Source organism: Devosia sp. Leaf420, assembly GCF_001425445.1.
GTDB lineage: Bacteria > Pseudomonadota > Alphaproteobacteria > Rhizobiales > Devosiaceae > Devosia.
This window is the reverse complement of record NZ_LMQU01000002.1, coordinates 1-23868: the sequence shown is the minus strand read 5'-3', so window position 1 is coordinate 23868 and position 23868 is coordinate 1. Positions and strand designations below refer to the sequence as shown.

Below are 23868 nucleotides of genomic sequence, written 5' to 3'. Positions count from 1 at the left end.
CTGCCACCTTATGGTAAGCAGACTATGAGCGCTCATGGTTAAGAAACCCCGAAAGATGGGGGTTTTCAGGCAGATGCCGTGTTTTCACGTAAGGCTTCGAGGACTTTTGCGGCATGTCCCTTGATGCGCGTGGCGCGGATGATCCGCTCGATTTTGCCGTCGGTGCCGATGATGAAACTGGTGCGGATCAGTCCCATGAACTCCCTGCCATAAAGCTTCTTGAGCTGCCAGAGCCCGTAGGCTTCCATCGCCTGCCGCTCGGGATCGGCAATGAGCGGGATGCGTAGGTCATACTTGGCGCGAAATTTTTGGTGCTTGGCGATGTCGTCGGGCGAAATGCCCTGCACCACGGCGCCCGCCGCTTCATACTCGTCAAGCAGGTTGGAAAACTCGACATTCTCGTCGGTGCAGCCACCGGAATCGTCCTCGGGATAAAAGAACAGAACGACGCGCTTTCCCCGGTGCGCCGAGAGCGTGAACACGCTGCCATCGTCGCGCGGCAAGGTAAAGTCCGGGGCAAGGTCGCCTTGGTTCAGATGTGTCATCGTGGGTCTCCCAAGTCCCTGATCCAATAGAGGGTGTCGGCGCCACATTCCAGCCGGTATCATTGTGCAATTGCAGCCCGGCGGGTGAATGATTCTGTGAGGAATTCTGCGGTATTGTAGGTTTCCTCAAGCTGGATAGACGTGAGCGAGTGACAATTCCGGCCGATCAGCCCGCACCATCACTGACATCTACCCCTCCGCCTGCGCGCTCTCGCCGGCTGCTCAAAATACTGGGCTGGATCTTTGGCGGCTTCTTCGCTCTGCTGCTGGTGCTCTATTTAGTCCTGCTGATAACCCCGATCCGTCTGCCATTCTCCGGCGATACCGTGCGGAGCGTGGTTCAATCCATGCTGCCCCCGACGTCGAAACTCGAAATGGGCGATCTCTCGATTGCCGTCGAAAGTGGCGTATGGCCGGTCGTCCGCTTTTCTCCCGTCGTGCTCGACGATACCCAATCGGGCGCGCAAATCGCCATGGATGCGTTCGAGGTCGGCTTCTCCCCGCTCCGCGCCCTGATGGGGCAGCCGGGGGCCTCGGTCACAGTCGTCGGCCCACATCTTCAATTGGTGCAGGATCTTCATGGCCCGCGCCTTGGCCATATGGAGCTCGTCGAAAACGCCGATGGCAGTGTCCCGACCCTCCGGGTGCTCGAGGGCGACCAGGCCTATTCACCCATCGGCATCGGTGAGAAGGGGCTCGCTCTCGGCGCCGACGGCACCAAGCTGCGCTCCGACAATGATTGGCTCGTCTATAATCTTGAATCGACTGAGGTTGCGCTCAGCGACTTCGTCAAAATGAGCACGCAAGGCCAATTCTCCAAGCTGATCGTGCGCGACGCGACCATCGACATGACCGATTCCGTCTATGGGCTCTATCGCCGCTTTGATCAGGTCGATCTCGAAATCGGCCCATCAGCCGATGGCAAGCAAACCGCCGGCACGTTTGCGGCACAAGTCGGCGGGCGACAGGTTTCCGGCACGATCGATCGTATCCTTGCCGATGATGGCACATCCCGGCTCAAAGTCGATGTTCTCAATCTCGACTTCGCAGCGCTTTTGCCATTCATCGACGACGCAACCAGCATGGCCGCGATGCGTGGCGCCGGCGCGCTCTCAATCGACATTGGCTTCGATCCTGCTGGCGGCAAGCTCGTCGATGGCCAGTTTCGCATCGATTTGACGGGCGTCGATCTGCGCATCGGTACGGATTACTTCCCCGTCGCCAGTTCGATCATGGAGATCGATTGGAGCCCCGAGACTGGCCAATTCGAATTGGCCGATTCCGCCATCCAGATCGGCCAGAGCGATGCGCGGATTTCCGGCACCTTCGCCATGGGTCTCGACGCCACGTATGGCCCGACCATCGGTATGTCTATCAAGGCGACCGATGTAACCCTGCACCCCAATGATATGGCCGCGCCCGAGTTGCCATTTGAAACCATGGACTTTTCCGGCTGGTCGGCGCCGCTCTATGGTGCCTTGGGCATCGATCGCTTCGTGGCGCGGAAGGGCGACGCGATCATCGAGAGCAAGGGCCGCATAGACATGCTCCAGGCCGGCCTATCCGCCAAGATTAGCGTGGCCGGCAAGGGCGTCAGCGCCGACGATATCAAGCGCATCTGGCCCTATTTCATGGGCCAGGAAAGCCGCGACTGGTTCGTCGCCAATGTCACCAATGGCCAGGTCGTCGAAGCGCGGCTCAATTTTGACTTCCCGGTCGGTTCGCTTGGGCCCGATGCCGAAGGCAGGCCGCTGCCCGATGGCGCCATGCAGATCGACATGACCGGCCAGAACGTCGCCGTCCGCGCCACCGAGGCCATGGACCCGATCAAGATCGACGGCATTACGCGCCTCCAGATCGACGATTCCAAGGTGACCATCTCGGCCGAAGGCGGCAAGGTCGACACGGCCGAAGGCACGATCGATGTCCGCCGCCCCGCGATGATCTTTGACAGCTCTTCCCCCGATGACAGCATTTTCGAGGTTTCCGGCAATCTCTCCGCGCCCATTCCGGCGCTGCTGGCCATCACCAAGCAGTTGCAGCCCGATGCGCTGGCGCAAGCGGAATTGCCCATCGATCCGGCAACGCTGACAGGTACTGTCGATCTGGGCCTAGTCGCCACCATTGGCCTTGCCAATGAAGACACCGGCAAGCCGATGGAAATCGACTATGTCGTCAACGGCACCGTTGCCGATTTTGCCAGCAGCGCTCCGATCCAGGATCGCACCATCGCCAATGGCCAATTGAGCTTTTCCGCGACCCAAGAGGGCTATCACCTTGGCGGCTCGGCCGACATCGACGGCATGGAAGCCGAGCTATCCGTTGACGGCACACCGACGACCGACCCCGCCTTCAAGCTCGGCGCCACCGTCGAGGTTGCCGACCTTGCCGCCTTCGGCTTCGATGCCTCGTCCTTCCTGTCGGGAAGCCTCCGCTTCATCGCCGAACCCGCCGCTGACGGCAGCATCAAGATTTCTGCCGATCTGGCCGATGCCGGCCTTGATTTCAAGGATGTCGGCATCCGCAAAAGCACCGGCACGCCGGGCAGCGTCACGGCCACCGTCCGCCCGGACGGTGACGTCACCCATCTCGAAGACATCGCCGTCGGCTTCGGCTCCGTCCAACTGGCCGGCAAGGCGGATTACAGCACCAAGGATGGCCTGGTGCTCGCCGAGTTCAGTAAGGTCGCCCTTAGCGAAGGCGACAATGCCCAGGTGGTCCTGAAACCCGCCAATGGCGGCTTCGACGTGCAGATCCGTGGTGCCCAACTCGATTTGAAACCCGTGCTCAGCCAGTTCTTCAGCCTCGGGCAGGGCAGTGGCGGCGTGCGGACTACGCAGATCAACCAAGCCCTCAGCCTCGACGTCAAACTCGACCGGGCGCTCGGCTACTACGCGACGACCGCCTTCAACGTCGATCTCAAACTCAGCCTTCGCGGCTCTAACCTCCGCCGTGCGACGCTGTCGGCCCAATTCAGCGAAGGCAACGCCCTTTCGGTCACCACCAATCCCGCCCCCAAGGGCCGGACGATGACCGTGGCCTTCAACGATGCCGGCACCGTCCTCCGCTTCCTCGGGGTCTATTCCCAGCTTGCCGGCGGCACTGGCAGCCTCGTCCTCACCACCGACAGCGACGCCGATGCCGAAGGCGGGCGCCTGTTGATGAGAAATTTCGCCATCGTCGACGAAGCCAATGTCGCCCAGGTGCTTGGCAATCACTCCGATTCCCGCGCCGCCATCGCGCGCAACAACCGGCTCGATTTTGAAGCCGGCGAGATCGACTTCATCCGCCGCAGCGATCGCGTCGAAGTCACCCGCGGCATACTCTCCGGCCCAACGGTCGGCGGCACCATGCGCGGCTTCATCTACACCGATAAGCGCCAATACGATCTGACCGGTACCTATGTGCCGCTCTTCGGCCTCAACAACGCCTTCCAGCAGATCCCGCTGCTCGGACCGCTCCTCGGCGGTCGCGATGGCGAGGGCCTTGTCGGCGTCACCTTCGCCGTGCGCGGCCCGCTCGAGCAGCCACAGTTCCAGATCAACCCGCTCTCCTTGCTGCTCCCGGGCGCCTTCCGCGAGCTCTTCGAGTTCCGCGCCAACGAACCGCCGCAGCAATAAAAAAGGCGCCGCACCGAAGTGCGACGCCCAAATCCGAACCTCCGTTTGTCGTCATTGCCGGGCTTGTCCCGGCAATCCATCCCGCCTCCTGATGGACCACCGGGACAAGCCCGGTGGTGACGATTGGGCGGGGGCTGGGTGAATCAGATCGGCTTGATCAGCGCATGCCGCTTCTTGCCGACCGAAAGCTTGATGACGCCTTCGTCGAGCAAGGCATTGTCGCCGAGGCTGAGCTTGTCATCGTCGACCGTCGCGTCATTGACCTTCACGGCTCCTGAGGCGACGTGACGGCGGGCTTCGCCGTTGGAAGCCGCGAGACCAGCCTTCACCAGCGCGTTCAAAATGCCGATGCCCGAAGCGAGCTCAGCATGAGTCACCTCGGCCGTCGGCAAGGACAGATCGATGGCCCCCGACTCGAAGGTCGCCAGCGCGGTTGCCGCCGCCTGGATCGCCGCATCCCGTCCGTGAACGATGGCGGTGATTTCCGTCGCGAGGATCTTCTTGGCCTCGTTGATCTCATTGCCGCCAAGCGCGCCGATGCGCTCGATTTCCGAGATCGGCAGGCGCGTGAATATCTTGAGGAATTTCACCACGTCGGCGTCTTCGGTATTCCGGAAATATTGCCAGAAATCATAGGGCGAGAAGAGATCGCCATTGAGCCAGACGGCGCCGGAGGCAGACTTGCCCATCTTTTCGCCGGACGACTTGGTCAGGAGCGGCGTCGTCAGCGCATAAAGCTGCGGCCCGCCCATGCGATGGCTGAGGTCGACACCGTTGATGATGTTGCCCCACTGGTCCGACCCACCCATCTGCAACACGGTGCCATAGCGCCGGTTGAGTTCGGTGAAGTCGTAGCCCTGCATGATCATGTAGTTGAATTCGAGGAAGCTCAGCGACTGCTCGCGATCGAGCCGCAGCTTAACCGAATCGAAGGAGAGCATGCGATTGACCGAGAAGTGTCGGCCGACATCGCGCAGGAACTCGATGTAATTGAGCTTTAGCAGCCAATCGGCATTGTTCACCATCATGGCGGGGTTGGAGCCGCCATAGTTGAGAATATTGCCGTAGACGCGCTTGATGCTCTCGATGTTCTCGGCGATCTGCTCGACGGTGAGCAGCTTGCGCTGATCGTCGCGGAAGGACGGATCGCCGACCATGGAGGTGCCGCCGCCCATCAGGCTGATCGCCTGGTGGCCCGTTTCCTGCAGCCAGTAGAGCATGGTGACGGTGATCAGATTGCCGATATGGATCGACGTCGCCGTCGCGTCATAGCCCACATAGCCGGTGATCTTCTGCGTCGCCGCGAGCTGATCAAGCCCTTCGGGATCGGAAATCTGATGGATGAAACCGCGCTCATCAAGGACGCGGAGGAAGTCGGATTTGTATTTGGTCATTGGTGCGATCTACATCTGGAATTAAGCCGGAGCTCAATTTGCATCCACAGCGTCATCCCCGCGAAAGCGGGGATCTCCACTCGGTAGTTAGATTCCCGCTTTCGCGGGAATGACGCCGTAAACAAAAAACTCCGTGGGTGAGGACGATCGCCTCAAAGGTGCGCTCTCTTTAGCGCCCGCCGCCGTCCGCGATCTCCTGACGGCGACGGTCGAGATACTCGGCGCAGGCCGTCGTCAGTTCATCGATCTTGCCTTCGTAGAAGTGGTTTGCACCGTCCACGATCTGCTGTTCGATGGTGATGCCCTTCTGGGTCTTGAGCTTGTCCACGAGCTTCTGAACCGATTGCGGCGGCGCCACGCGGTCCTTGTCACCATGGATGATCAGGCCCGAAGACGGGCAGGGGGCGAGGAACGAAAAGTCATAGAGGTTTTCCGGCGGCGACACCGAAATGAAGCCTTCGACTTCCGGACGGCGCATGAGAAGCTGCATGCCGATCCAGGCGCCGAACGAGAAGCCGGCGATCCAGCAGCCGCGGGATTCGCGGTTGACGATCTGCAGCCAATCAAGCGCGGCAGCCGCGTCCGAGAGTTCGCCGATGCCGTGATCGAAGACGCCCTGCGAACGGCCGACGCCGCGCGAATTGAAGCGCAGGACCGAAAAGCCGCGCTGAGCGAACATATAGAAGAGATTGTAGACGATCTGGTTGTTCATCGTCCCGCCAAACTGCGGGTGCGGATGCAAAACGATTGCGATCGGCGCGTTCGGTTCCTTGCCCGGCTGGTACCGGCCTTCGAGGCGCCCCTCGGGGCCATTGAAGATAACTTCAGGCATGGTGTTTTCTGGCCTTTTTCGGCTCTGTCACTAAGCTGATCCGACTGGTCAGGAAATCGTCTGCGCCGCTTGACTATGGGCGGGACGATCCCTAAAACATGGGTCGAAAAAACCAGTTTAGAATGGTTCGAAATTCGGTTTTTGGCCGCGAGCGGCCACGTTGAGCGCCCCTTGTAATGAAAGTGGGCGGCAAATTTCAAGAAGTGTTTGGTTTCCGGGCCTTTCCATTGGCTCATTCCAGACATGCGGTTCTTTCGGGCATGTGGGCCCAAGAAGGCAGATGGCGAAAGAGAGCATCTATCTCGATCATAACGCCACCGCCCCGCTTCGTCCTGAAGCGCGTGCGGCGCTTCTTGCTGCGCTCGATTTGACGGGCAATCCGTCCTCCGTTCACGCCCATGGCCGCAAGCAGCGCGATCTCATCGAGACCGGCCGCGCCCAGGTCGCCCGCCTTGCTGGCGCCGAGACGCGTCAGGTGGTCTTTACGGGCTCTGCCACAGAGGCACTTACCCAAGCCATTGTCGGTGGCGCCAGAGCCTTTTCGGCAGGCGCCGTGGCGATCAGTGCTGGGGAGCATGCTGCGGTCGCCAAGGCGGCCGAGGCCACGGGCCTGCCTGTCCATACCATCGGTCTTCTGCCCGATGGCAGCATTGATCTCGATCAACTGCGCGCTGTGCTCACTAGAGCTGACGAAGACGGCACGACGCTCCTCGTTACGGTGCATTGGGTCAATAATGAAACCGGCGTCGTCCAGCCCATCGGCGCGATCTCGGTGCTCGTTGGTCCGACCCGTCACACACTTGTGGTCGATGCGGTCCAGGCGCTGGGCAAGCTCGATCTGGATTTCGCTGCTTCGGCTGCCGATATGGTGGCCATCAGCGGCCACAAGATCGGCGCGCCGGCTGGGATCGGTGCGCTCTTGGTCAAAGGCCACGCCGACACGGTCCGCCTGATCCCTGGTGGTGGCCAGGAACAGGGCCGTCGCGGCGGCACGGAATCGGCAGCGCTGATTTCCGCCTTTGGCGCGGCGGCCGCGGCAGAGCGCATGGATATGAGTGCCCTTGAGGTTTTGACCAAGCGCGTCGAGGACGGGTTGAAGGCCATGGCGCCCGATACTGTCATCTTTGGCGAGGCAACAAGCCGCGTCGGCAATGTCGTCAATTTCGCCGTGCCGGGTATTCGCAGTTCGACGGCGATGATGGCGCTGGACCTTGCGGGGCTTTCCGTTTCGTCCGGCTCGGCCTGTTCTTCGGGCAAGGTCGGCGCGAGCCATGTGCTTCTTGCCATGGGCGTCTCGCGCGATCTCGCCGAATGCGCCCTGCGCGTCAGCTTCGGCTGGAATTCCACACTGGCGGATGCCGATGCATTCCTTGCCGGATTTGAAACGATCCTCGTTCGCCAGCGGCGCGCGGGGAAAGCGGCCTAGCCGCTTATAAAGATAGAGACTTCGTTCGCGGCGGCCTTGAACCGTCGATGGGCACAAAGGAGAAGCCTGATGGCGGACTACGATATTCCGACGCTCAAGGAAGAGATCGATCGCGAAACGGTTGAGCAGGTGCTCGCCCTCGACGTCGACAAATATAAGTACGGCTTCGAATCCGATATCGAGTCCGACGTGCTGCCGCCCGGCCTCACCGAAGAAACCGTTCGCTTTATCTCTGCCAAGAAGGAAGAGCCGGAATGGATGCTGGAATGGCGTCTCGATGCCTTCCGCCGCTTCCAGACTCTTGAAGAACCGACCTGGGCCAAGCTCCACTATCCCAAGATCGACCTGCAGCAGATCAGCTTTTATGCGGCTCCCAAGTCCTTCAAGGGCCCTAAGAGCCTCGACGAAGTCGATCCGGAACTGCTCAAGACCTATGCCAAGCTCGGCATTCCGCTGAAGGAACAGGCGATCCTCGCCGGTGTCGAAGGCGCCGCTGAGTCCGTTAGCACGCCCTTTGGCGCCAATGTCGCTGTCGACGCCGTGTTCGACTCGGTCTCCGTCGTCACCACCTTTCGCGAAGAACTGGCCAAGGTTGGCATCATCTTCTGCTCGATCTCGGAAGCCGTGCGCGAGCACCCCGAGCTCGTGAAGCAGTATCTTGGCACCGTCGTTCCGGTTTCGGACAATTACTATGCGACGCTGAATTCTGCCGTCTTCACCGATGGGTCCTTCGTCTACATCCCCAAGGGCGTCCGCTGCCCGATGGAGCTGTCGACCTATTTCCGCATCAACGAGAAGAACACCGGCCAGTTCGAGCGCACGCTGATCATCGCCGACGACGATAGCTACGTCTCCTATCTCGAAGGCTGCACCGCTCCCTCACGCGACGAAAACCAGCTTCACGCGGCCGTCGTCGAACTGGTCGCCCTCGACAATGCCGAGATCAAGTACTCGACGGTTCAGAATTGGTATCCGGGCGACAAGGACGGCAAGGGCGGCATCTACAATTTCGTCACCAAGCGTGGCGATTGCCGTGGCGTCAATTCGCACATTTCCTGGACCCAGGTCGAAACCGGTTCGGCCATCACCTGGAAATATCCGAGCTGCATCCTGCGCGGCGACGGTTCGCGTGGCGAATTTTATTCGATCGCCATTTCGAACGGCTATCAGCAGGTCGATAGCGGCACCAAGATGATCCACCTGGGCAAAAACACGTCGAGCCGTATCATCTCCAAGGGGATCGCGGCTGGCTTCTCGGATAATACCTATCGCGGGCAGGTCTCGGCGCACGCCAAGGCCAAGAACGCCCGCAACTTCACCCAGTGCGACTCGCTGCTCATCGGCGACAAGTGCGGCGCCCACACGGTTCCCTATATCGAGAGCCGCAACGGCACCGCCGTCTTCGAGCACGAAGCGACGACCTCGAAAATCTCCGACGACCAGATGTTCTATTGCCTCCAGCGCGGCCTCAACGAAGAAGAAGCTGTGGCCCTGATCGTCAACGGCTTCGTCCGCGACGTGTTGCAGCACCTGCCGATGGAATTCATGGTCGAAACCCAAAAGCTGATCTCGATCAGCCTCGAAGGTTCAGTCGGCTAAAACAAAAATCACGGCCAACTCCACCTCTCCCTCTGGGGAGAGGTCGCCCGCAGGGCGGGTGAGGGGGCCTTCAGACAAACACCGGCGACTAATTGGCGCCACGGAGAAGCAAATGACCACTCCCGTTCTTGAAATCCGCAACCTGCACGCCCGTATCGAGGATCGTGAAATCCTCAAGGGGGTCAATCTCGTGATCCCGCAGGGCGAAGTCCACGCCATCATGGGCCGCAACGGCTCGGGCAAGTCGACCCTGTCATATGTCCTCGCCGGCAAAGAAGATTACGAGATCACCGAGGGCGAAATCCTGCTCAACGGCGAAAGCATCCTTGAGATGGAGCCCGCCGAGCGCGCTGCTGCCGGCATCTTCCTCGCCTTCCAGTACCCGATCGAAATTCCTGGCGTCGCGACCATGACCTTCCTCAAGGCCGCCATCAACGCCCAGCGCAAGGCGCGCGGCGAGGGCGAACTCTCGACGCCCGATTTCATGCGTGCCGTCAAGGAAGCCGGCGCTCAGCTCAATGTCGATAGCGCCATGCTCAAGCGCCCGCTCAATGTCGGCTTCTCGGGCGGGGAAAAGAAGCGCGCCGAGATCATGCAGATGGCGCTCCTCAAGCCAGCTTTGGCCGTCCTCGACGAAACCGATTCCGGTCTCGATATCGACGCGCTGCAGGTCGTTTCGAAGGGCGTGAATGCCCTCCGCGATGGCAAGCGCTCCATGCTGGTCATCACCCACTACCAGCGCCTCCTCAACCACATCGTCCCCGATGTCGTGCACGTCTTCTCGGATGGCCGGATCGTCGAAAGCGGCGACAAGGACCTGGCGCTGCAGCTCGAAGCCAAGGGCTATGCCGATTATGACGGTCAGGCGGCGTAACCAACCATGCGCCCAGCTTTTCCAGTTCGTCTCGGCGCTGCCGAGGAATCCCTGATCGCCCAGCTCAAGGCTGTCGGCGCTGACCAGGTCGCCGAGCGCGTCACCGTGGCCGGTCTGCCGACTCGCCGCGTCGAGGCCTATCACTATACCGACCTCAAGACGCTGCTGCGGACCATTCCGCCGCTGGCTCAGCCGGCCAATGAAGCGACGGGCACGGGTCTTCGTATCCCCGGCGCCTTTGCGCTCTCGATCGTCAATGGCGTCGTCCAAAATGCTGCGACGGCCCCCGAAGGCGTCATCGTCGGCAAGACCCATGGCGGCGTATTGACCAATCGCGACGATCTGCTCGTCAATGTTAACGGAGTGCTAACGAAAGACGCCCTCAGCGTAACGCTTGAAGGCCAGGTGCAGCAGGTCATCCAGATCGATCATCGCATCGAGGGCGAAGCCGCCCATGTCGTTGATGCCACGAAGATTTTCGTGGCTGATGGCGCCTCTGTCGTCATCCTCGAAACCTTCTCCGGTTCCGAAGCTGCCCATGTCGGCAACCACGCGACCTATATCGCGCTCGGCAAGGACACCAATGTCACTCACGTGACGGTCGATCTAAGTGCCCGTGCCACCTCGCATTTTTCGACCAACGAATATCACTTGGCCGATGGTGCCCAGCTTCGCACGCTCGTCGTCCACGCTGGTGCCAACCTTGCTCGCACCCATCTTTTCCCAAAGATGTCCGGTGCCGGTGCGCATGCCAATGTCACTGGGCTCAACTTGGTCTCCGACGGTCAACATGCTGATATCACGATGGAAACGACGCATGCTGTGCCGCATACCTCGTCGCAGCCGCTGTTCAAATCCATCACCCGCGGCCGCTCCAAGTCCGTGGTCCAGGGCAAGCTGATTGTCGCCCGTGATGCGCAGAAGACCGATGCCAAGTTTATGCATCAAGGACTTATGCTCTCCGACGACGCGGAAATTCTGTCAAAGCCCGAACTCGAAATCTATGCCGACGACGTCGTCTGCGGCCACGGTTCGACCTGCGGCAAGCTCGACGAAGACAGCCTTTTCTATCTCCTCAGCCGCGGTATCCCAAAGGCAGAGGCGGAGACCATGCTGGTCCGCGGTTTCATCGCCGAACTCATTGATCCGATTGAAGATGAAGCGCTGAACGAGGCCCTGCAAGGTATCGTCGACACCTGGCTTCTCGGGAAGTAATCCCCGGGTCGTTGGCTTTCTGTTAAATTACTGGATGTGACGCGTTACTGCGCCACGTCCCGACCCACTCCAATCGTGGATTTGGGCCAGCGGCGACGACAGTCGCCACGGGACGAAACATGACCCTCGACCTCGAAAAAGTGCGCGCCGATTTTCCGATCCTTTCGGAAGTCATCCACGGCCATCGCCTGGTCTATCTCGATAGCGGCGCGTCGGCGCAAAAGCCTGTTCAGGTCCTCGACCGGATGGATTACGCCTTCCGGCACGAATATGCCAATGTTCACAGAGGCTTGCACACGCTCGCCAACCGCGCGACCGAGGCCTATGAGGGCGGGCGCGAGGCGGTGCGGAAGTTTTTGAATGCCGGCCGCATCGAGGAAATCATTTTTACGCGCTCGGCGACCGAGGCGATCAACCTGGTTGCCCAATCCTTTGCCGGTCCGCGCATTGGGGCAGGCGATGAGATCGTCACGACGATCATGGAGCACCACTCTAATATCGTCCCTTGGCATTTCCATCGTGAGCGCAAAGGCGCGATCATCAAATGGGTCGATGTCGGCGACGATGGCAGCTTCAGCCTCGATGCGTTTGAAGCGGCGCTTTCTGACAAGACGCGTATCGTTGCCGTTACGCATATGTCCAACGTCTTGGGCACCGTCGTCCCGATCAAGCAAGTCATTGAAATCGCTCATGCTCGTGGCATTCCCGTGCTTGTCGATGGCTCGCAGGGCGCGGTCCACAGCAAGGTCGACGTGCAGGATCTTGGCGCCGATTTCTATATCATGACAGGCCACAAGCTTTATGGGCCGACCGGCATAGGTGTGCTCTACGGCCGCTACGATCTGCTCGCCGAATTGCAGCCCTATCAGGGCGGCGGCGAGATGATCGAGACAGTCAGCCTCGACACCGTCACCTACAATGAGCCGCCGCATCGGTTCGAAGCGGGTACACCGCCAATCGTGCAGGCCATCGGACTTGGCGCAGCGCTGACCTATATGGAATCGCTCGGTCGCGACAATATCGCGGCGCATGAGCATGACGTGGCCAACTACGCCCACGAAAAACTCAGCCGCATCAATTCACTACGCATGATCGGCACGGCGCCGGGCAAGGGCGGCATTTTCTCCTTCGAGATCGCCGGCGCCCATGCTCATGACGTCGCGACCATCCTCGACCGTTACGGCATTGCCGTCCGTGCCGGCACCCATTGCGCACAACCGCTGCTCAAACGATTTGGCGTTAGCTCTACCTGCCGGGCGTCGCTCGCCCTATATAACGGCAAGGATGATGTGGACGCTCTGGTCGATGGCATCGAGCGCTCCCGTAAATTTTTCGCCTGAGAGGCTCAATATGAGCGAAGACACGACACCTGCCGCCGACGAACAGATCGATGTGCGCCTACAGCCGACCATGCCCGAAAACCTCGGCGATGGAGAAGTGCAACGCATCACCTCCGATCTGATCGGCGCGCTGAAAACCGTCTATGATCCGGAAATTCCGGTCGATATCTATGAGCTTGGCCTGATCTATAAGGTCGATCTCGATGACGACCGCAACCTGACGATCGACATGACGCTAACCGCGCCGGGTTGCCCGGTGGCGGGCGAAATGCCGGCGTGGGTGGAAAATGCGGCGCGTGGCGTCGAAGGCATCCAGGATGTCACCGTGAACATGGTCTTCGATCCACCATGGGACGCGAGTCGCATGAGCGAAGAAGCACAAGTTGCGTTGAACTGGTGGTAGGATCGCGCGTTCACTGCTATATATCGTGAACTACCGATAAAGGCGGAAGACACCATGGCCTTCAAGATCATGTCCCTGACCGATGCTGCTGCCGAGCGCATCCGTGAAATCATGGAAGATTCCGACAAGCCGGTCATCGGCCTTCGCGTCGGTATCAAGAATGCTGGCTGTGCGGGCGTCTCCTATACGATGGACTATGTCAGCGAGCCGCTGAAGGGTGATGACCACGTTACCGACCAGGGTGTCGATGTCTGGGTCGACCCCAAGGCAACGATGTATCTGCTCGGTACCGTCATGGATTTTGAAGAATCCAAGATGAGCGCCGGGTTTACATTCAAAAACCCCAACCAGACTGGCGCTTGCGGCTGCGGAGAGAGTGTCACGCTCAAGGCTGCGGATTTGAAGGCTATCGCCGAGGCGCGCGCAACCGCCTGATGACGATTGCCTCTTGGGGCGCTTTGTCCTAACACCACGGCATCATGCCGAAAAAGCTCCCGCCTGCCTACACCATCGTTCCGCCCGGTCGCCCGCTTTCGGGGCGCGTCTCGCCGCCGGGCAGCAAGTCCATCACCAATCGCGTCCTGCTCCTCGCAGCACTTGCCGAGGGCACCAGCCGGTTGACTGGCGCGCTCAAGAGCAAGGACACGGTGCTTATGGCCGAAGCACTACGGCAGATGGGCGTGACAGTCGAAGAGCCTGATAACACAAGCTTTCTCGTGACCAGCAGCGGCAAACTGGCAGCGCCTAACGCACCACTGTTTCTCGGCAATGCCGGCACCGCCACACGTTTCCTGACTGCAGCGGTCGCGACCATAGACGGCACTGTTGTGGTTGATGGCGACGAAGACATGCACCTTCGCCCCATCAAGCCCTTGGTCGACGCCCTTCAGTCTCTCGGCATCGACGCCACCGCGCCAACCGGCTGCCCACCTGTGACCATCCATGGCACGGGCCGGTTCGGGAAGGGCAGGGTGGAGATCGATGCCTCTCTGTCGAGCCAATATGTGTCAGCGCTTCTCATGGCCGCGCCGTTCGGCGAAGGCCCGATCGAAGTCGCATTGGCGGGCCAGGACATCGGCGCCCGCGGCTATGTGGATCTCACGCTCGCCGCCATGCGCGCCTTCGGCGCCAAGGTCGAAGAATCAGCGCCGGGGACATGGCAGGTCGAGCCAACCGGCTACGTGGCGACCGACTTCCACATCGAGCCCGACGCGTCGGCCGCCACCTATCTCTGGGGCATAGAGGCGCTCACTGGCGGCAAGATCGACCTCGGCGTGGCCGCAGACGCCTTTACCCAACCCGACGCTGCTGCACAGGCCGTCATCGCGCAATTCCCGAATATGCCTGCTATCATCGATGGCTCGCAAATGCAGGATGCCGTGCCAACCATCGCGGTCGTCGCCGCCTTCAACAATTCACCTGTGCGCTTCGTCGGCATCGCCAATCTACGCGTCAAGGAGACCGACCGCGTCCGCGCCGTCGCCAACGAGCTCAACCGCATTCGTCCTGGCCTTGCAGTCGAAGAAGGCGATGATCTCTTGGTCAATGCCGATCCAGCGCTGCTCGACGCCGCTCAACGCAATGCGACATCGCGGATCGAGACCTATCACGATCATCGCATCGCCATGAGCTTTGCGCTTGCTGGCCTTCGTATTGGTGGCGTGACCATTTTGGACCCTGCCTGCACCGGCAAGACCTATCCTGAATATTGGGAAATGCTGACCAGCCTCGGCGTCGAGCTCAAGCCCGCGGAATGAACTTTATGCCGCCGAGACGCCGGTTTTTGGGGCCTCGGCGAGGTCGGCAATGGTGTTTTCCGTAACGACGCAATTTCGCCCGGCATGCTTGGCAGCATAAAGGCAGCGATCCGCGCGCTCGATCAGCGAGCCGGCGGTATCTGATGGCCGGAAGGCGGCAATGCCGAAGGACGCGGTGATGCGGCCGAGTTTTTCATTGGTCGAGCGCTTCAGCAATTCCTTGCCATGGATCGCGGCGCGGACATTTTCCGCAACGATCGAAGCGCCGTTGATATCGGTGTTCGGCAGGATGGCCACGAATTCTTCGCCACCATAGCGCGCCGCCAGATCGCGACCCTTGATGTTCGATTTGATCGTCATCGCCACAAGACGAAGCACCTGGTCACCCGTCTGATGGCCGTAAGTGTCGTTGAAACTCTTGAAGTGGTCGATGTCTATGAGGATGAGGCAGAGCGGCCCGCCGGTCTGCCGCGCCTCGGCAATGCCTGCACGGAGCCCCTCGTCAAAGCTTTTGCGATTGGCGATCTTGGTCAGCGGATCGAGCAAAGATTCGCGCCGCACATCGTCGAGATCGCGCTGGAGGGAGGCGATATCTTCGCGGGAGGCTTCCAGCTTTTGTTCGAGGGTGCGGTTGGTATCCTGCATCCGGCGCGTTTCGGCCAAGAGCCGTGTGGCGAGCGCCTTAAGTGCCTCTGGCCCGATATCGCGTTCAAGGTCGCCCTGGGCTGATTGCAGTGAACCGGAATAGGCATTCGCCGTCGTCATGGCGTGGTCAATCGCCGAATGGACGGCCTCGATACGCACCTGCATGCGCTCGGAAACCGTCGACATGCGGTCGTTGACGTCGGATTTCAGAAATTCGTTGTAGAGCGTTTCCGCCAAGCTCGCCGATGGCGAGTTGCCTGTCGCGAAAATGGCATTGATGCGATGGTTGAGCGAGGGATTTACGCCCGTCGCATAGGTATAGAGCAGCTCATAGAACTGCGGGTAGGGTGGAATAGAACTCTTCTTCAAAAGCTCGAGCGCTGCGTTCGCATAGCCCAATGCTCGTGTGAATTCGTGATCCGACACAGCCTTCCCCGCGCCTCGTTGCGCCAACCATCAGCAAATCAGTCTTACGTCAAAGTCATTTACAAGTCATACCAATCGCAAGACAAGCGCACTGGTAGCAATTTTCCAACCCGGCCAGTAATTTATTCCGCTTCTTGTTCGGCAATCCGCGCCGAACGAAGCAGAAACGCGGGAATCGGTCCTGCATCACCGAATGGCGATCCAGGCACGATATCGGACGATACCGCTGGCGTGTCTTTAGGCCGCTGCCGACTCTGGCGCTTTGGCGCTGGTTCGCTGGCGGCAACAGGCGCCTCGGCTGGTTCGCCACGGCGCGACGAGCGGCGGCGCGAGGTCCGTGCAGGTTTTTCTTCGCGCGGCTCTTCCTCGGCATCCTGCGACGAGGCTACCGGCGCAACATCAAGGTATTCGATAGGCTTCTGGATCAGCTTTAGAATGGCGTCGAGATGCTTTTCGTCGCTGGGGCCGACAAAGGTGTAAGCCGTGCCGGCACGACCGGCGCGACCCGTGCGGCCAATGCGGTGCACATAATCTTCGGCGTGGACAGGCACATCGAAATTGAACACGTGGCTAACCGCCGGAATATCAAGGCCGCGGGCCGCGACGTCACTGGCGACGAGCAACGAAAGATTGCCGGATTTGAAAGCATCCAGCGTTTCCATGCGGCTCTTCTGATCCATGTCGCCATGCAGCGAACCGGCGCTATAGCCGTGGCGCTGCAGCGAACGGGCGAGGGTGGCCACGTCGCGCTTGCGATTGGAGAAGATGATGGCGTTGGTCAGCCCTTCGGCTGCATCGATCCGGGCGCGCAGCATGGCGCGCTTCTGATCGGGCCGCGACGAAACTTTCACCAGCTTCTGGTCGATCGTATCAGCCGTCGACGCCGTCCGCGAAACCTGCACGTGTACGGGATCGCGCAGGAATTTCTTGGTCAGGCGCTCGATCTGCGGATCCATCGTCGCCGAGAACAGCATGGTCTGGCGACGCGGCGGCAGGCGCGAACAGATCTTTTCGATATCGTCGATAAAGCCCATGTCGAGCATGCGGTCGGCTTCGTCGATAACGAGGATTTCGACGCCCGTCAGCAGGATCTTGCCGCGATCGAATTGGTCGAGCAGACGACCTGGTGTCGCGATCAACACGTCGACGCCGCGATCGAGCTTCTTGTTCTGGTCCTCGAACGATACGCCGCCGATGATCAGCGCCATCGAGAGGCGATGGTTTTTGCCGTACTTTTCAAAATTCTCCGAAACCTGCGCCGCAAGTTCGCGCGTCGGTTCGAGAATGAGCGTGCGCGGCATGCGAGCCCTGGCGCGCCCTGCTTCGAGCAGCGTCAGCATGGGCAGAACGAACGAAGCCGTCTTCCCGGTGCCGGTCTGCGCGATGCCGATCAGATCCTTCTTCTGCAGAAGGTGCGGAATGGCCTGCGACTGAATTTCAGTCGGTTTTGTATACCCCGCAGCGGAGACTGCGTCGGTAACTTTGCTCGAAAGGCCAAGGCCAGAAAAATCGTCTGTCAACGTCAGAGAATCCACTCAGCGTGTCATCCGGGAAACGGGCCGGAGCGAAATGCTCGGGGCGGCTTACCGCGGAAATCAAATGCAAAGCCCGTGTCGGGGTCCGTGGCCCAAAACCCAACACTTCGGCAGACCGAAGCCCTAGTAAACGCGAGCAATAGTGATACTTGCGCCCAGTAAATATTTGAGCCCGGTCGAACCTTGCGGCGCGGACCATAGCGCAAAGCCCTTGAGTGTCAACGGTCTTGGCCTATTTTAGCTGCTTTGGTGAATGCCGCCTGACCACGAAGACTTCGTGCGAAAGACAGTTCAATGGCTCGGCGTGTCGAAAGCGAGGCCTCACATTCGTCTTGGGAGAAACGCTGACACGATCTGTCAGCCGGGATAATCTATCTTTGGCAAAGACGATCAGACTTCAGGGAGGATGATCATGCGGCCTTTCCACCATCTGCTGGCGAATAATCTTGTCGCCAATATTACAAATTTTACCGTGTGGTTCGCGGTGACATTTTGGGTCTTCCTCGAAACCCAATCGGTTTTCGCCACGGGCATGGTGGCCGGGATCTATCTGGTCTTCACCGCGGCCTTTGGCTTCTGGTTCGGCTCGATCGTGGACCATAATTCCAAGCGCCTGAGCACGCTCGGCTCGAGCCTCGCCTCAGAAGCATTTTACCTGATCGGGTTCATCCTGGTGCTGACCGAGCCGGAGGGCGCGTTTCGCGACCCCTATGGGATTTATCTTTGGGCGTTTATTCTGACCGTCATGCTCGGCGTGATTGCCGGCAATATCCGCTCCATCGCCTTGCCAACCTTGGTGACCATTCTCATTCCAGAACCGGAGCGCGATAAGGCCAATGGTCTGGTTGGCATGGTGTCGGGCATCGGATTCCTGACGACCTCGGTGATCTCGGGGTTGCTCGTGGCCTATGGCGGCATGGTTGGCGTGCTGGTTCTCGCGCTCTCGGCAACCGCTCTTGCCTATCTTCACCTGCTATCCGTGAAAATCGATGAGGGCAGGGCGCCTGTCGACGGCGATCAGCCGGCAGAGCCCAAGCGTGTCGATATCGCTGGCACCATAAGAGTCATTGCTGGCGTGCCCGGACTTTTCGCGCTGATCTTTTTTGCTACCTTCAACAATTTCCTCGGCGGCATCTTCATGGCGCTGCTGGACGCCTATGGATTGTCGCTGGTTTCGGTCGAGGTATGGGGTCTCCTGTTTGGCGTGCTGTCGACGGCATTCATTGCCAGCGGGATCATCATTTCCAAAACCGGGCTCGGCAAAAATCCATTGAAGACACTGCTGATGGTGAATGCGATTACCTGGGCGGTCTGCTGCGTGTTCACGCTGCAATCCTCCATCTGGCTTCTGGCCGCTGGATGTTTCGTCTGGATGCTGCTGGGGCCATTTGCTGAAGCTGCGGAGCACACGACACTGCAAAAAGTGGTGCCGCTCGAGCGTCAGGGTCGCGTTTTTGGGTTTGCCCAATCGGTTGAACAGGCGGCCTCGCCGTTGACGGCATTTCTCATCGGGCCGCTGACGCAGTTCGTCGTTATCCCCTTCATGACGGATGGGGCAGGGGCCGCTACGATCGGGGCATGGTTCGGCACAGGGCCGGCGCGCGGCATTGCGCTGGTCTTCACGATCGCCGGCTTTGTGGGACTTCTCGTCACCATCCTTGCGTTCAACTCGCGCTATTATCGCCAGCTCTCGGCGGCGTATCGCAACAACAAGGATGGTGATGAGGATGGCGGGACGGCTGTCGCCAATCCCGCCTGAACGCGACTAGGCCGGGACAGCCTCTGCCGGCGGCTCATCGACGCTTTTGGGCGGGAACGCTAGCGCCAGCGCGGCGCCGGCAAGCCCAACAGCCGCCGAAGCGACGTAAAGCCAATGGTAGTCGCCAAAAGTATCGAACAGCCAACCACCGCCGACCGGACCAAAGGCCATGCCGATCGACGATGTCATGGTAATGCCGCCAAGAACGGTGCCCATAACATTGGGGCCGAAATAGTCACGCGCCAGCACTGAATAGAGCGGCATGACCCCGCCATAGACCATGCCGAGCACAGCGGCCAACATGTAGAACTGTTGCAACTCGCCGACATAAATATAGCAATAAATGCCGACCGATTGCAGCGCCAGGCCGCCGACGATGACGCGCTTCACGCCGATCTTGTCAGCGAGCACGCCGAAGATCAGGCGGCCGAACAGCCCCGCAACGCCTTCGACACTGTAAATGCTGGCTGCCGCAAGAGCCGAGGCGCCGCAAAGCATAGCGTAGCTCACGGTGTGAAAAATCGGCCCGGAATGTGCCGCACAGCAGAGAAAGAACACGCCGGCGAGAATAAAGAATTGCGGCTTGCGGAAGATCGCCGCCATATTTGTTGGAGCCGGTTCTGCTGGCGCAACATCGCTGCCGGGCGTTGGCGCGGCCATGCTGGCGGCAGTCGCGCGCCGGATCAGGAACGCCGCGGGAACGATTAGCGCCGTCGCAGCGACCGCCGTATACATCATCGCATCGCGCCAACCGATCGCGCCGATCAATACTGTCGCCAGAGGCGTTATAACCATGGGCGCGATGCCGCCGCCCAGCGACACAAGCGAAACGGCAAGGCTACGGTTCTTATCGAACCAGCCCAAAGTGGTCGCGATCAACGGCGCAAAAAACGCGCCGCCCGATGCGCCGACCAATCCGCCATACGCGATCTGGAACACCAAGAGGCTCGTCGCTCGGCTGGCCACGAACAATCCGAGCCCGAGCATGACGGCTGCGATCAGCACCACGGGCCGCGCGCCGATGCGATCCGTCAACGTGCCCCACAAAAATCCGGCAACGCCCATGACGACGAAGCCGATAGTCATGGCGCCGGAAATGCCGGCCCGCGTCCAGCCGGTTTCATCAGCGATAGGCTGTAGATAGACTGGCAGGGCAAACATGGCGCCCATTGCCAAACAGGTGATGACGGCGCCTGCAGCGACAATCACCCAACCATAGTGCCGTTCCATTCCGAAGGTCCTCCACATGGAATATGCCTTCAAGACGAACGAGAGCGCCCAATTTCGACGCGAGCAAGCAAATAGTTTGAGTAGAGGCAGGTTCAAGGAGATAACCGGTGGCAGGCTCGGGTGGGTTTGTCCAAGGCGGCGAAATTCGCGTGCCCATATCAAACGCGCAATTCAGAGCCAAATGTGCCTCACCTCCTAAGCTGTCACTTTAGCTGGCGGAGATGCTAGGAAATGGACCTGACCTTAATCCCTTTAGGTGTCACAGGCTCACGGGAAAAGCTGTCCATTTCTGGATTCTGTAATCCCAATTGCTGTCCACACCAATTAGAGCCAGCGGGCGAACCTCAAAAAACCTTGGTTTGCCTATAAAAACGGGGATGCGCTTGATCAGTTGCTGAACGCAACTTCGCAAGGCCGGCTACGACGACATCGGGCTCAACTTTACCGCCTCTAGCGGGATGGACTGGACCGCGCCTTTCAGCTCCGCCAACTCTCTGGATGCTTCGATGAAAAACTCGGTGTCACCACCGCCAAACTCTGAAAGGCAGCCAAGCCGCATTAGGCCCGCTGCGCCCAGCCGGCTGACCGCCTCACTGCCGCCAATTGGTCGCTTCCGAAAAGTTGGAAGAGTCTCGTAGATGACTCCAAGTCGGCGCAGCAGTCGATGACGGGCCGCCATCGTTGGTTCGTTGTCGACTAGGTCGCTGATCGCGCGAGATAGACGCTTGCTTTCGGGTGACTTGAAAAGCTCCAATGCTGTCGCATCGTGCAGAGCTGCCGCCGCCTTACGCGCCTCGACCTGCTCACGTGACACTATCGTCGGCTTTTTACCCTCGCCGAATGACTGCTGATGCACGACGAAATTGAGGCGGCACTCTGAGCAGTCGATTTGGGCCGAGTACTCGCGCTGGCTTTCCCGGGCGAACGCATGATCGGGAATTGATTCAAGGAAGGTAACGGTGCCGGCCCCGCAAGGGCACATCACGGAGTACTCGGTCACATCATTGGTCGACATCAGCGTCTCGCTTCTTAGAGGCCGTTCTGCCCTTCTGGCGTTGAAGACCGAAGTAGAACCGCATCAAGCAGTTCACCTCAAAAGCTGTCCTTATGTAAGCGTGAAACACCAGGAAAAGCAGTCTCTTTAATCTCGAAAACTGCCCCCTCGACGGTAGGAGGCGAAGGCTTGACGTCCTAACTTGGCCATCCTCGGCCTCGTGGCGACCGGATTTTAGGAGTATTTCACCTTTTAAGTTGTCCCGCAGCGTTCGATCGGCCAAAAAATGCATCGGCCGCTAGCGATCTTCAGCATTTTCGGAGAATGCAAAGGTTTCCCGTCGACGTGCCGACTTCCCCAGTGTGGAAGGGGCCCGGCTTCAGAGAAATAGCGCTATAACCCTGATGCGACAGGGATTCGGAGCCGATCGTTTTGACCGAGCAACAGGACGTCCTCACAGACAATGAGCCTCACCTACCGGCTAGGCTGGCGAATGAGGTTCGCGACGCGATTTCTCACATGGCGCTGATGGTCCCAACATTGGATGCAAATCGAGCTGGTATCGACCTGTACGGCGCTCCCGCGTTCTCAGCTTTTTCGGTCTTTTCACCGAATGAGAACACGCTTAGCCGAATTGTCGTGGAGCTATTCGATCCTGCTGGGAGCCATGGTCAGGGGGCGCTTTTTCTCAATGCGATGTTGAGGGCAATTGGCATCCCCGGCGTGAACCCCCGTGAGGCAATACGCGTCAGGCGCGAGGTGTTGACCCGGGCGAGGCGGCGGATCGACATCGTGATCGAAATGCCTAGGTACGTTATCGGCATCGAAAACAAGCCATGGGCAGTTCAACAGCCAAATCAGCTGGGCGACTACCTGAGCGAACTGTCCGCAGACCTACGTGGGCGAACTCCTGTACTGGTCTTTTTGTCTGACCAGTAAGAGGCATCTGCGCCCGGTCAGGTGACCAAGCTACCTTACTACTCCTGGACCGCGGGGCCATCGCTGCATGAGATACTCAGGTCGGTCCTGAACGAGGTGAAGGCGGCGGCACCAAGAGCTTTTGTGGCCGATTTCATCACACATATCGACGCTGTTTTCGGAGATGGACCAATGGCAGATGCGCTGGACGCCCCCTACATCCAAGCCGTGAGGGCAGAATTCGAAGTATCTGCACACCGAAAAGCTCTCGCAACGTTCGTGATGGCCGCTTCCACTTTGTACTGGCAGATCATTGACGAGGTCGGGTCGCACTTGCTTGCAGCTGTAAAAGCTGAAGTTGCAGGTGATTTCATTGTGGCGTCAGAAGCCGGTTTGGCTGCATGTCTTAATGAGCGGTACTCACCATGGGGCGTAAGGCGACCTGACTGGCCGGAAAACTGCATTGTTGCAGTTGAGAGCCAACGTCCTTTCTTCGATGAGATAAAGTTCGGCGTTAAAGCTCCAGACAAGAACCGCCTCAGCAAGGATGAGCAATCACTTGGCAGCGTTGCTCGCCCACGGCTTGAATCGTTGGCGACCCAGGTCCCCGGCGGCCGCAAATCCATACACTGGCCATGGGAACAGCCGGTTTGGGAACGATCATGGAGTCAGGAATTCGCGGCCCGGCTCGTAATCCATTCTCCTACCGGGAGAGTTTCTGATCATCCAGAGATTCAGGAGCTCGCGCGCAAGTTCGTAGACGTAGCCCATCTCGTCGACAAATCCATTCAATCATGAAACTGGCCAAGTATGCCGAGCTGCGTCATACGACGGTATCTATAAGGAAAATCTCTGAATCTCCTTGTAGCGGCAGCTTGGCCTTGGCTTGCAAAATCCTAATTGAACAAACTCATGTCTCCCAATCAAGAACCTGCCGCCGACTTGAGGATCCGTTCGAACCTGACAGAAGAAAACTACATTAAAGGGATAGAAGGTGACCATATCCAGCGCCTGAAGCGCAAAAAGGATGGTGGATATCATAGTCGCAAAGGGCACGACTATGAGGACTTCTACGCAATCTACCTGCTGTCATTCTATTTTGGCGATGCACTTGCTGCAGAAGACGCCACCGCCTTTAAGGTCGAGGCAGGATCAGATTCTCTCGTGGACGACCTTCTTTTGCAGACGCCCAACGGCGACATTTACGTCCAAGCCAAGACCGAAAAAGACCTAAAATGGAACATTCGGACGGGTGCGTGTTGATTGCCACTGAGAAGTGACCCGTTAGGCGGGACTATTTCCATCGAGATTTGACCCATGTTCCAACCGTGCCCTGGCTGTTTTCAGCGGGGGCTG

General features: G+C 59.4%; 20 protein-coding genes. 13 read left to right on the top strand and 7 right to left on the bottom strand.

From position 1 onward, the window contains the following. Positions 1-65 precede the first annotated feature (65 nt). On the bottom strand, positions 66-545 hold the full coding sequence (locus ASG47_RS03215; protein ID WP_061907318.1) for a peroxiredoxin: 480 nt from the start codon (positions 543-545) through the stop codon (positions 66-68). A 149-nt stretch (positions 546-694) separates the two neighbouring features. Between ASG47_RS03215 and ASG47_RS03210 the strand changes: the two genes are divergently transcribed. Next, positions 695-4165, top strand: a complete 3471-nt coding sequence (locus tag ASG47_RS03210) for a DUF3971 domain-containing protein (RefSeq protein ID WP_061907317.1) — start codon at positions 695-697, stop codon at positions 4163-4165. A 143-nt stretch (positions 4166-4308) separates the two neighbouring features. Here the strand turns inward: ASG47_RS03210 and tyrS are convergent, their stop codons facing one another. Beyond that, positions 4309-5559 (bottom strand): tyrosine--tRNA ligase, encoded by a 1251-nt coding sequence (gene tyrS, locus ASG47_RS03205; protein WP_061907316.1) that lies wholly within the window; start codon positions 5557-5559, stop codon positions 4309-4311. Between the two features lie 169 nt (positions 5560-5728). Next, complete coding sequence (locus tag ASG47_RS03200) at positions 5729-6391, bottom strand: alpha/beta hydrolase (protein ID WP_061907315.1); 663 nt, start codon at positions 6389-6391, stop codon at positions 5729-5731. 280 nt (positions 6392-6671) lie between these two features. Here ASG47_RS03200 and ASG47_RS03195 point away from each other — a divergent pair, with 280 nt between their 5' ends. The 8 genes from ASG47_RS03195 (at position 6672) to ASG47_RS03160 (ending at position 15005) form a co-directional block, all read left to right on the top strand. Continuing rightward, positions 6672-7817: a cysteine desulfurase family protein gene (locus ASG47_RS03195; RefSeq protein WP_061907314.1), complete on the top strand. Its 1146-nt coding sequence runs from the start codon at positions 6672-6674 to the stop codon at positions 7815-7817. A 69-nt stretch (positions 7818-7886) separates the two neighbouring features. Then, positions 7887-9416 carry a Fe-S cluster assembly protein SufB gene (sufB, locus tag ASG47_RS03190; protein ID WP_061907313.1) on the top strand — a complete coding sequence of 510 codons (1530 nt, stop codon included), beginning with the start codon at positions 7887-7889 and terminating at the stop codon, positions 9414-9416. Between the two features lie 112 nt (positions 9417-9528). Next, on the top strand, positions 9529-10290 hold the full coding sequence (gene sufC / locus ASG47_RS03185; protein WP_061907312.1) for a Fe-S cluster assembly ATPase SufC: 762 nt from the start codon (positions 9529-9531) through the stop codon (positions 10288-10290). A 6-nt stretch (positions 10291-10296) separates the two neighbouring features. Then, positions 10297-11505 carry a Fe-S cluster assembly protein SufD gene (gene sufD, locus ASG47_RS03180; RefSeq protein ID WP_061907311.1) on the top strand — a complete coding sequence of 403 codons (1209 nt, stop codon included), beginning with the start codon at positions 10297-10299 and terminating at the stop codon, positions 11503-11505. A 119-nt stretch (positions 11506-11624) separates the two neighbouring features. After that, entirely contained in the window at positions 11625-12845 is a 1221-nt protein-coding gene (locus tag ASG47_RS03175) for a cysteine desulfurase (protein WP_061907310.1), read from the top strand. 70 nt (positions 12846-12915) lie between these two features. Next, positions 12916-13248, top strand: coding sequence for an SUF system Fe-S cluster assembly protein (locus tag ASG47_RS03170; protein WP_244487030.1), 333 nt, complete (start codon positions 12916-12918; stop codon positions 13246-13248). 54 nt (positions 13249-13302) lie between these two features. Further along, positions 13303-13683: a HesB/IscA family protein gene (locus ASG47_RS03165; RefSeq protein ID WP_061907308.1), complete on the top strand. Its 381-nt coding sequence runs from the start codon at positions 13303-13305 to the stop codon at positions 13681-13683. Between the two features lie 44 nt (positions 13684-13727). Beyond that, positions 13728-15005: a 3-phosphoshikimate 1-carboxyvinyltransferase gene (locus ASG47_RS03160; protein ID WP_061907307.1), complete on the top strand. Its 1278-nt coding sequence runs from the start codon at positions 13728-13730 to the stop codon at positions 15003-15005. A gap of 3 nt (positions 15006-15008) precedes the next feature. Here the strand turns inward: ASG47_RS03160 and ASG47_RS03155 are convergent, their stop codons facing one another. Then, positions 15009-16076, bottom strand: a complete 1068-nt coding sequence (locus ASG47_RS03155; RefSeq protein WP_156352100.1) for a GGDEF domain-containing protein — start codon at positions 16074-16076, stop codon at positions 15009-15011. Positions 16077-16198: 122 nt separating this feature from the next. Further along, the gene (locus ASG47_RS03150) at positions 16199-17596 is read right to left on the bottom strand and encodes a DEAD/DEAH box helicase (RefSeq protein ID WP_061907380.1); all 1398 of its coding nucleotides are present in this window, start codon (positions 17594-17596) and stop codon (positions 16199-16201) included. A gap of 427 nt (positions 17597-18023) precedes the next feature. On the opposite strand from ASG47_RS03150, the gene ASG47_RS03145 reads away from it, so the two are divergent. After that, positions 18024-19370, top strand: coding sequence for an MFS transporter (locus ASG47_RS03145; protein WP_061907379.1), 1347 nt, complete (start codon positions 18024-18026; stop codon positions 19368-19370). A gap of 6 nt (positions 19371-19376) precedes the next feature. Here ASG47_RS03145 and ASG47_RS03140 read toward each other — a convergent pair whose 3' ends face one another. Together ASG47_RS03140 and ASG47_RS03135 are read right to left on the bottom strand one after the other, a co-directional pair. Next, a complete protein-coding gene (locus ASG47_RS03140) occupies positions 19377-20600 on the bottom strand; it encodes an MFS transporter (protein WP_061907305.1) in 1224 nt (407 codons plus the stop codon). A 418-nt stretch (positions 20601-21018) separates the two neighbouring features. Further along, complete coding sequence (locus tag ASG47_RS03135; RefSeq protein ID WP_061907304.1) at positions 21019-21615, bottom strand: hypothetical protein; 597 nt, start codon at positions 21613-21615, stop codon at positions 21019-21021. A gap of 411 nt (positions 21616-22026) precedes the next feature. Here ASG47_RS03135 and ASG47_RS03125 point away from each other — a divergent pair, with 411 nt between their 5' ends. The 3 genes from ASG47_RS03125 (at position 22027) to ASG47_RS03115 (ending at position 23775) form a co-directional block, all read left to right on the top strand. Then, on the top strand, positions 22027-22533 hold the full coding sequence (locus ASG47_RS03125; protein ID WP_061907302.1) for a PD-(D/E)XK nuclease family protein: 507 nt from the start codon (positions 22027-22029) through the stop codon (positions 22531-22533). Positions 22534-22656: 123 nt separating this feature from the next. Further along, positions 22657-23310 (top strand): hypothetical protein, encoded by a 654-nt coding sequence (locus tag ASG47_RS03120; RefSeq protein WP_156463958.1) that lies wholly within the window; start codon positions 22657-22659, stop codon positions 23308-23310. A 114-nt stretch (positions 23311-23424) separates the two neighbouring features. Next, the gene (locus ASG47_RS03115) at positions 23425-23775 is read left to right on the top strand and encodes a hypothetical protein (protein ID WP_061907300.1); all 351 of its coding nucleotides are present in this window, start codon (positions 23425-23427) and stop codon (positions 23773-23775) included. Positions 23776-23868 lie beyond the last annotated feature (93 nt).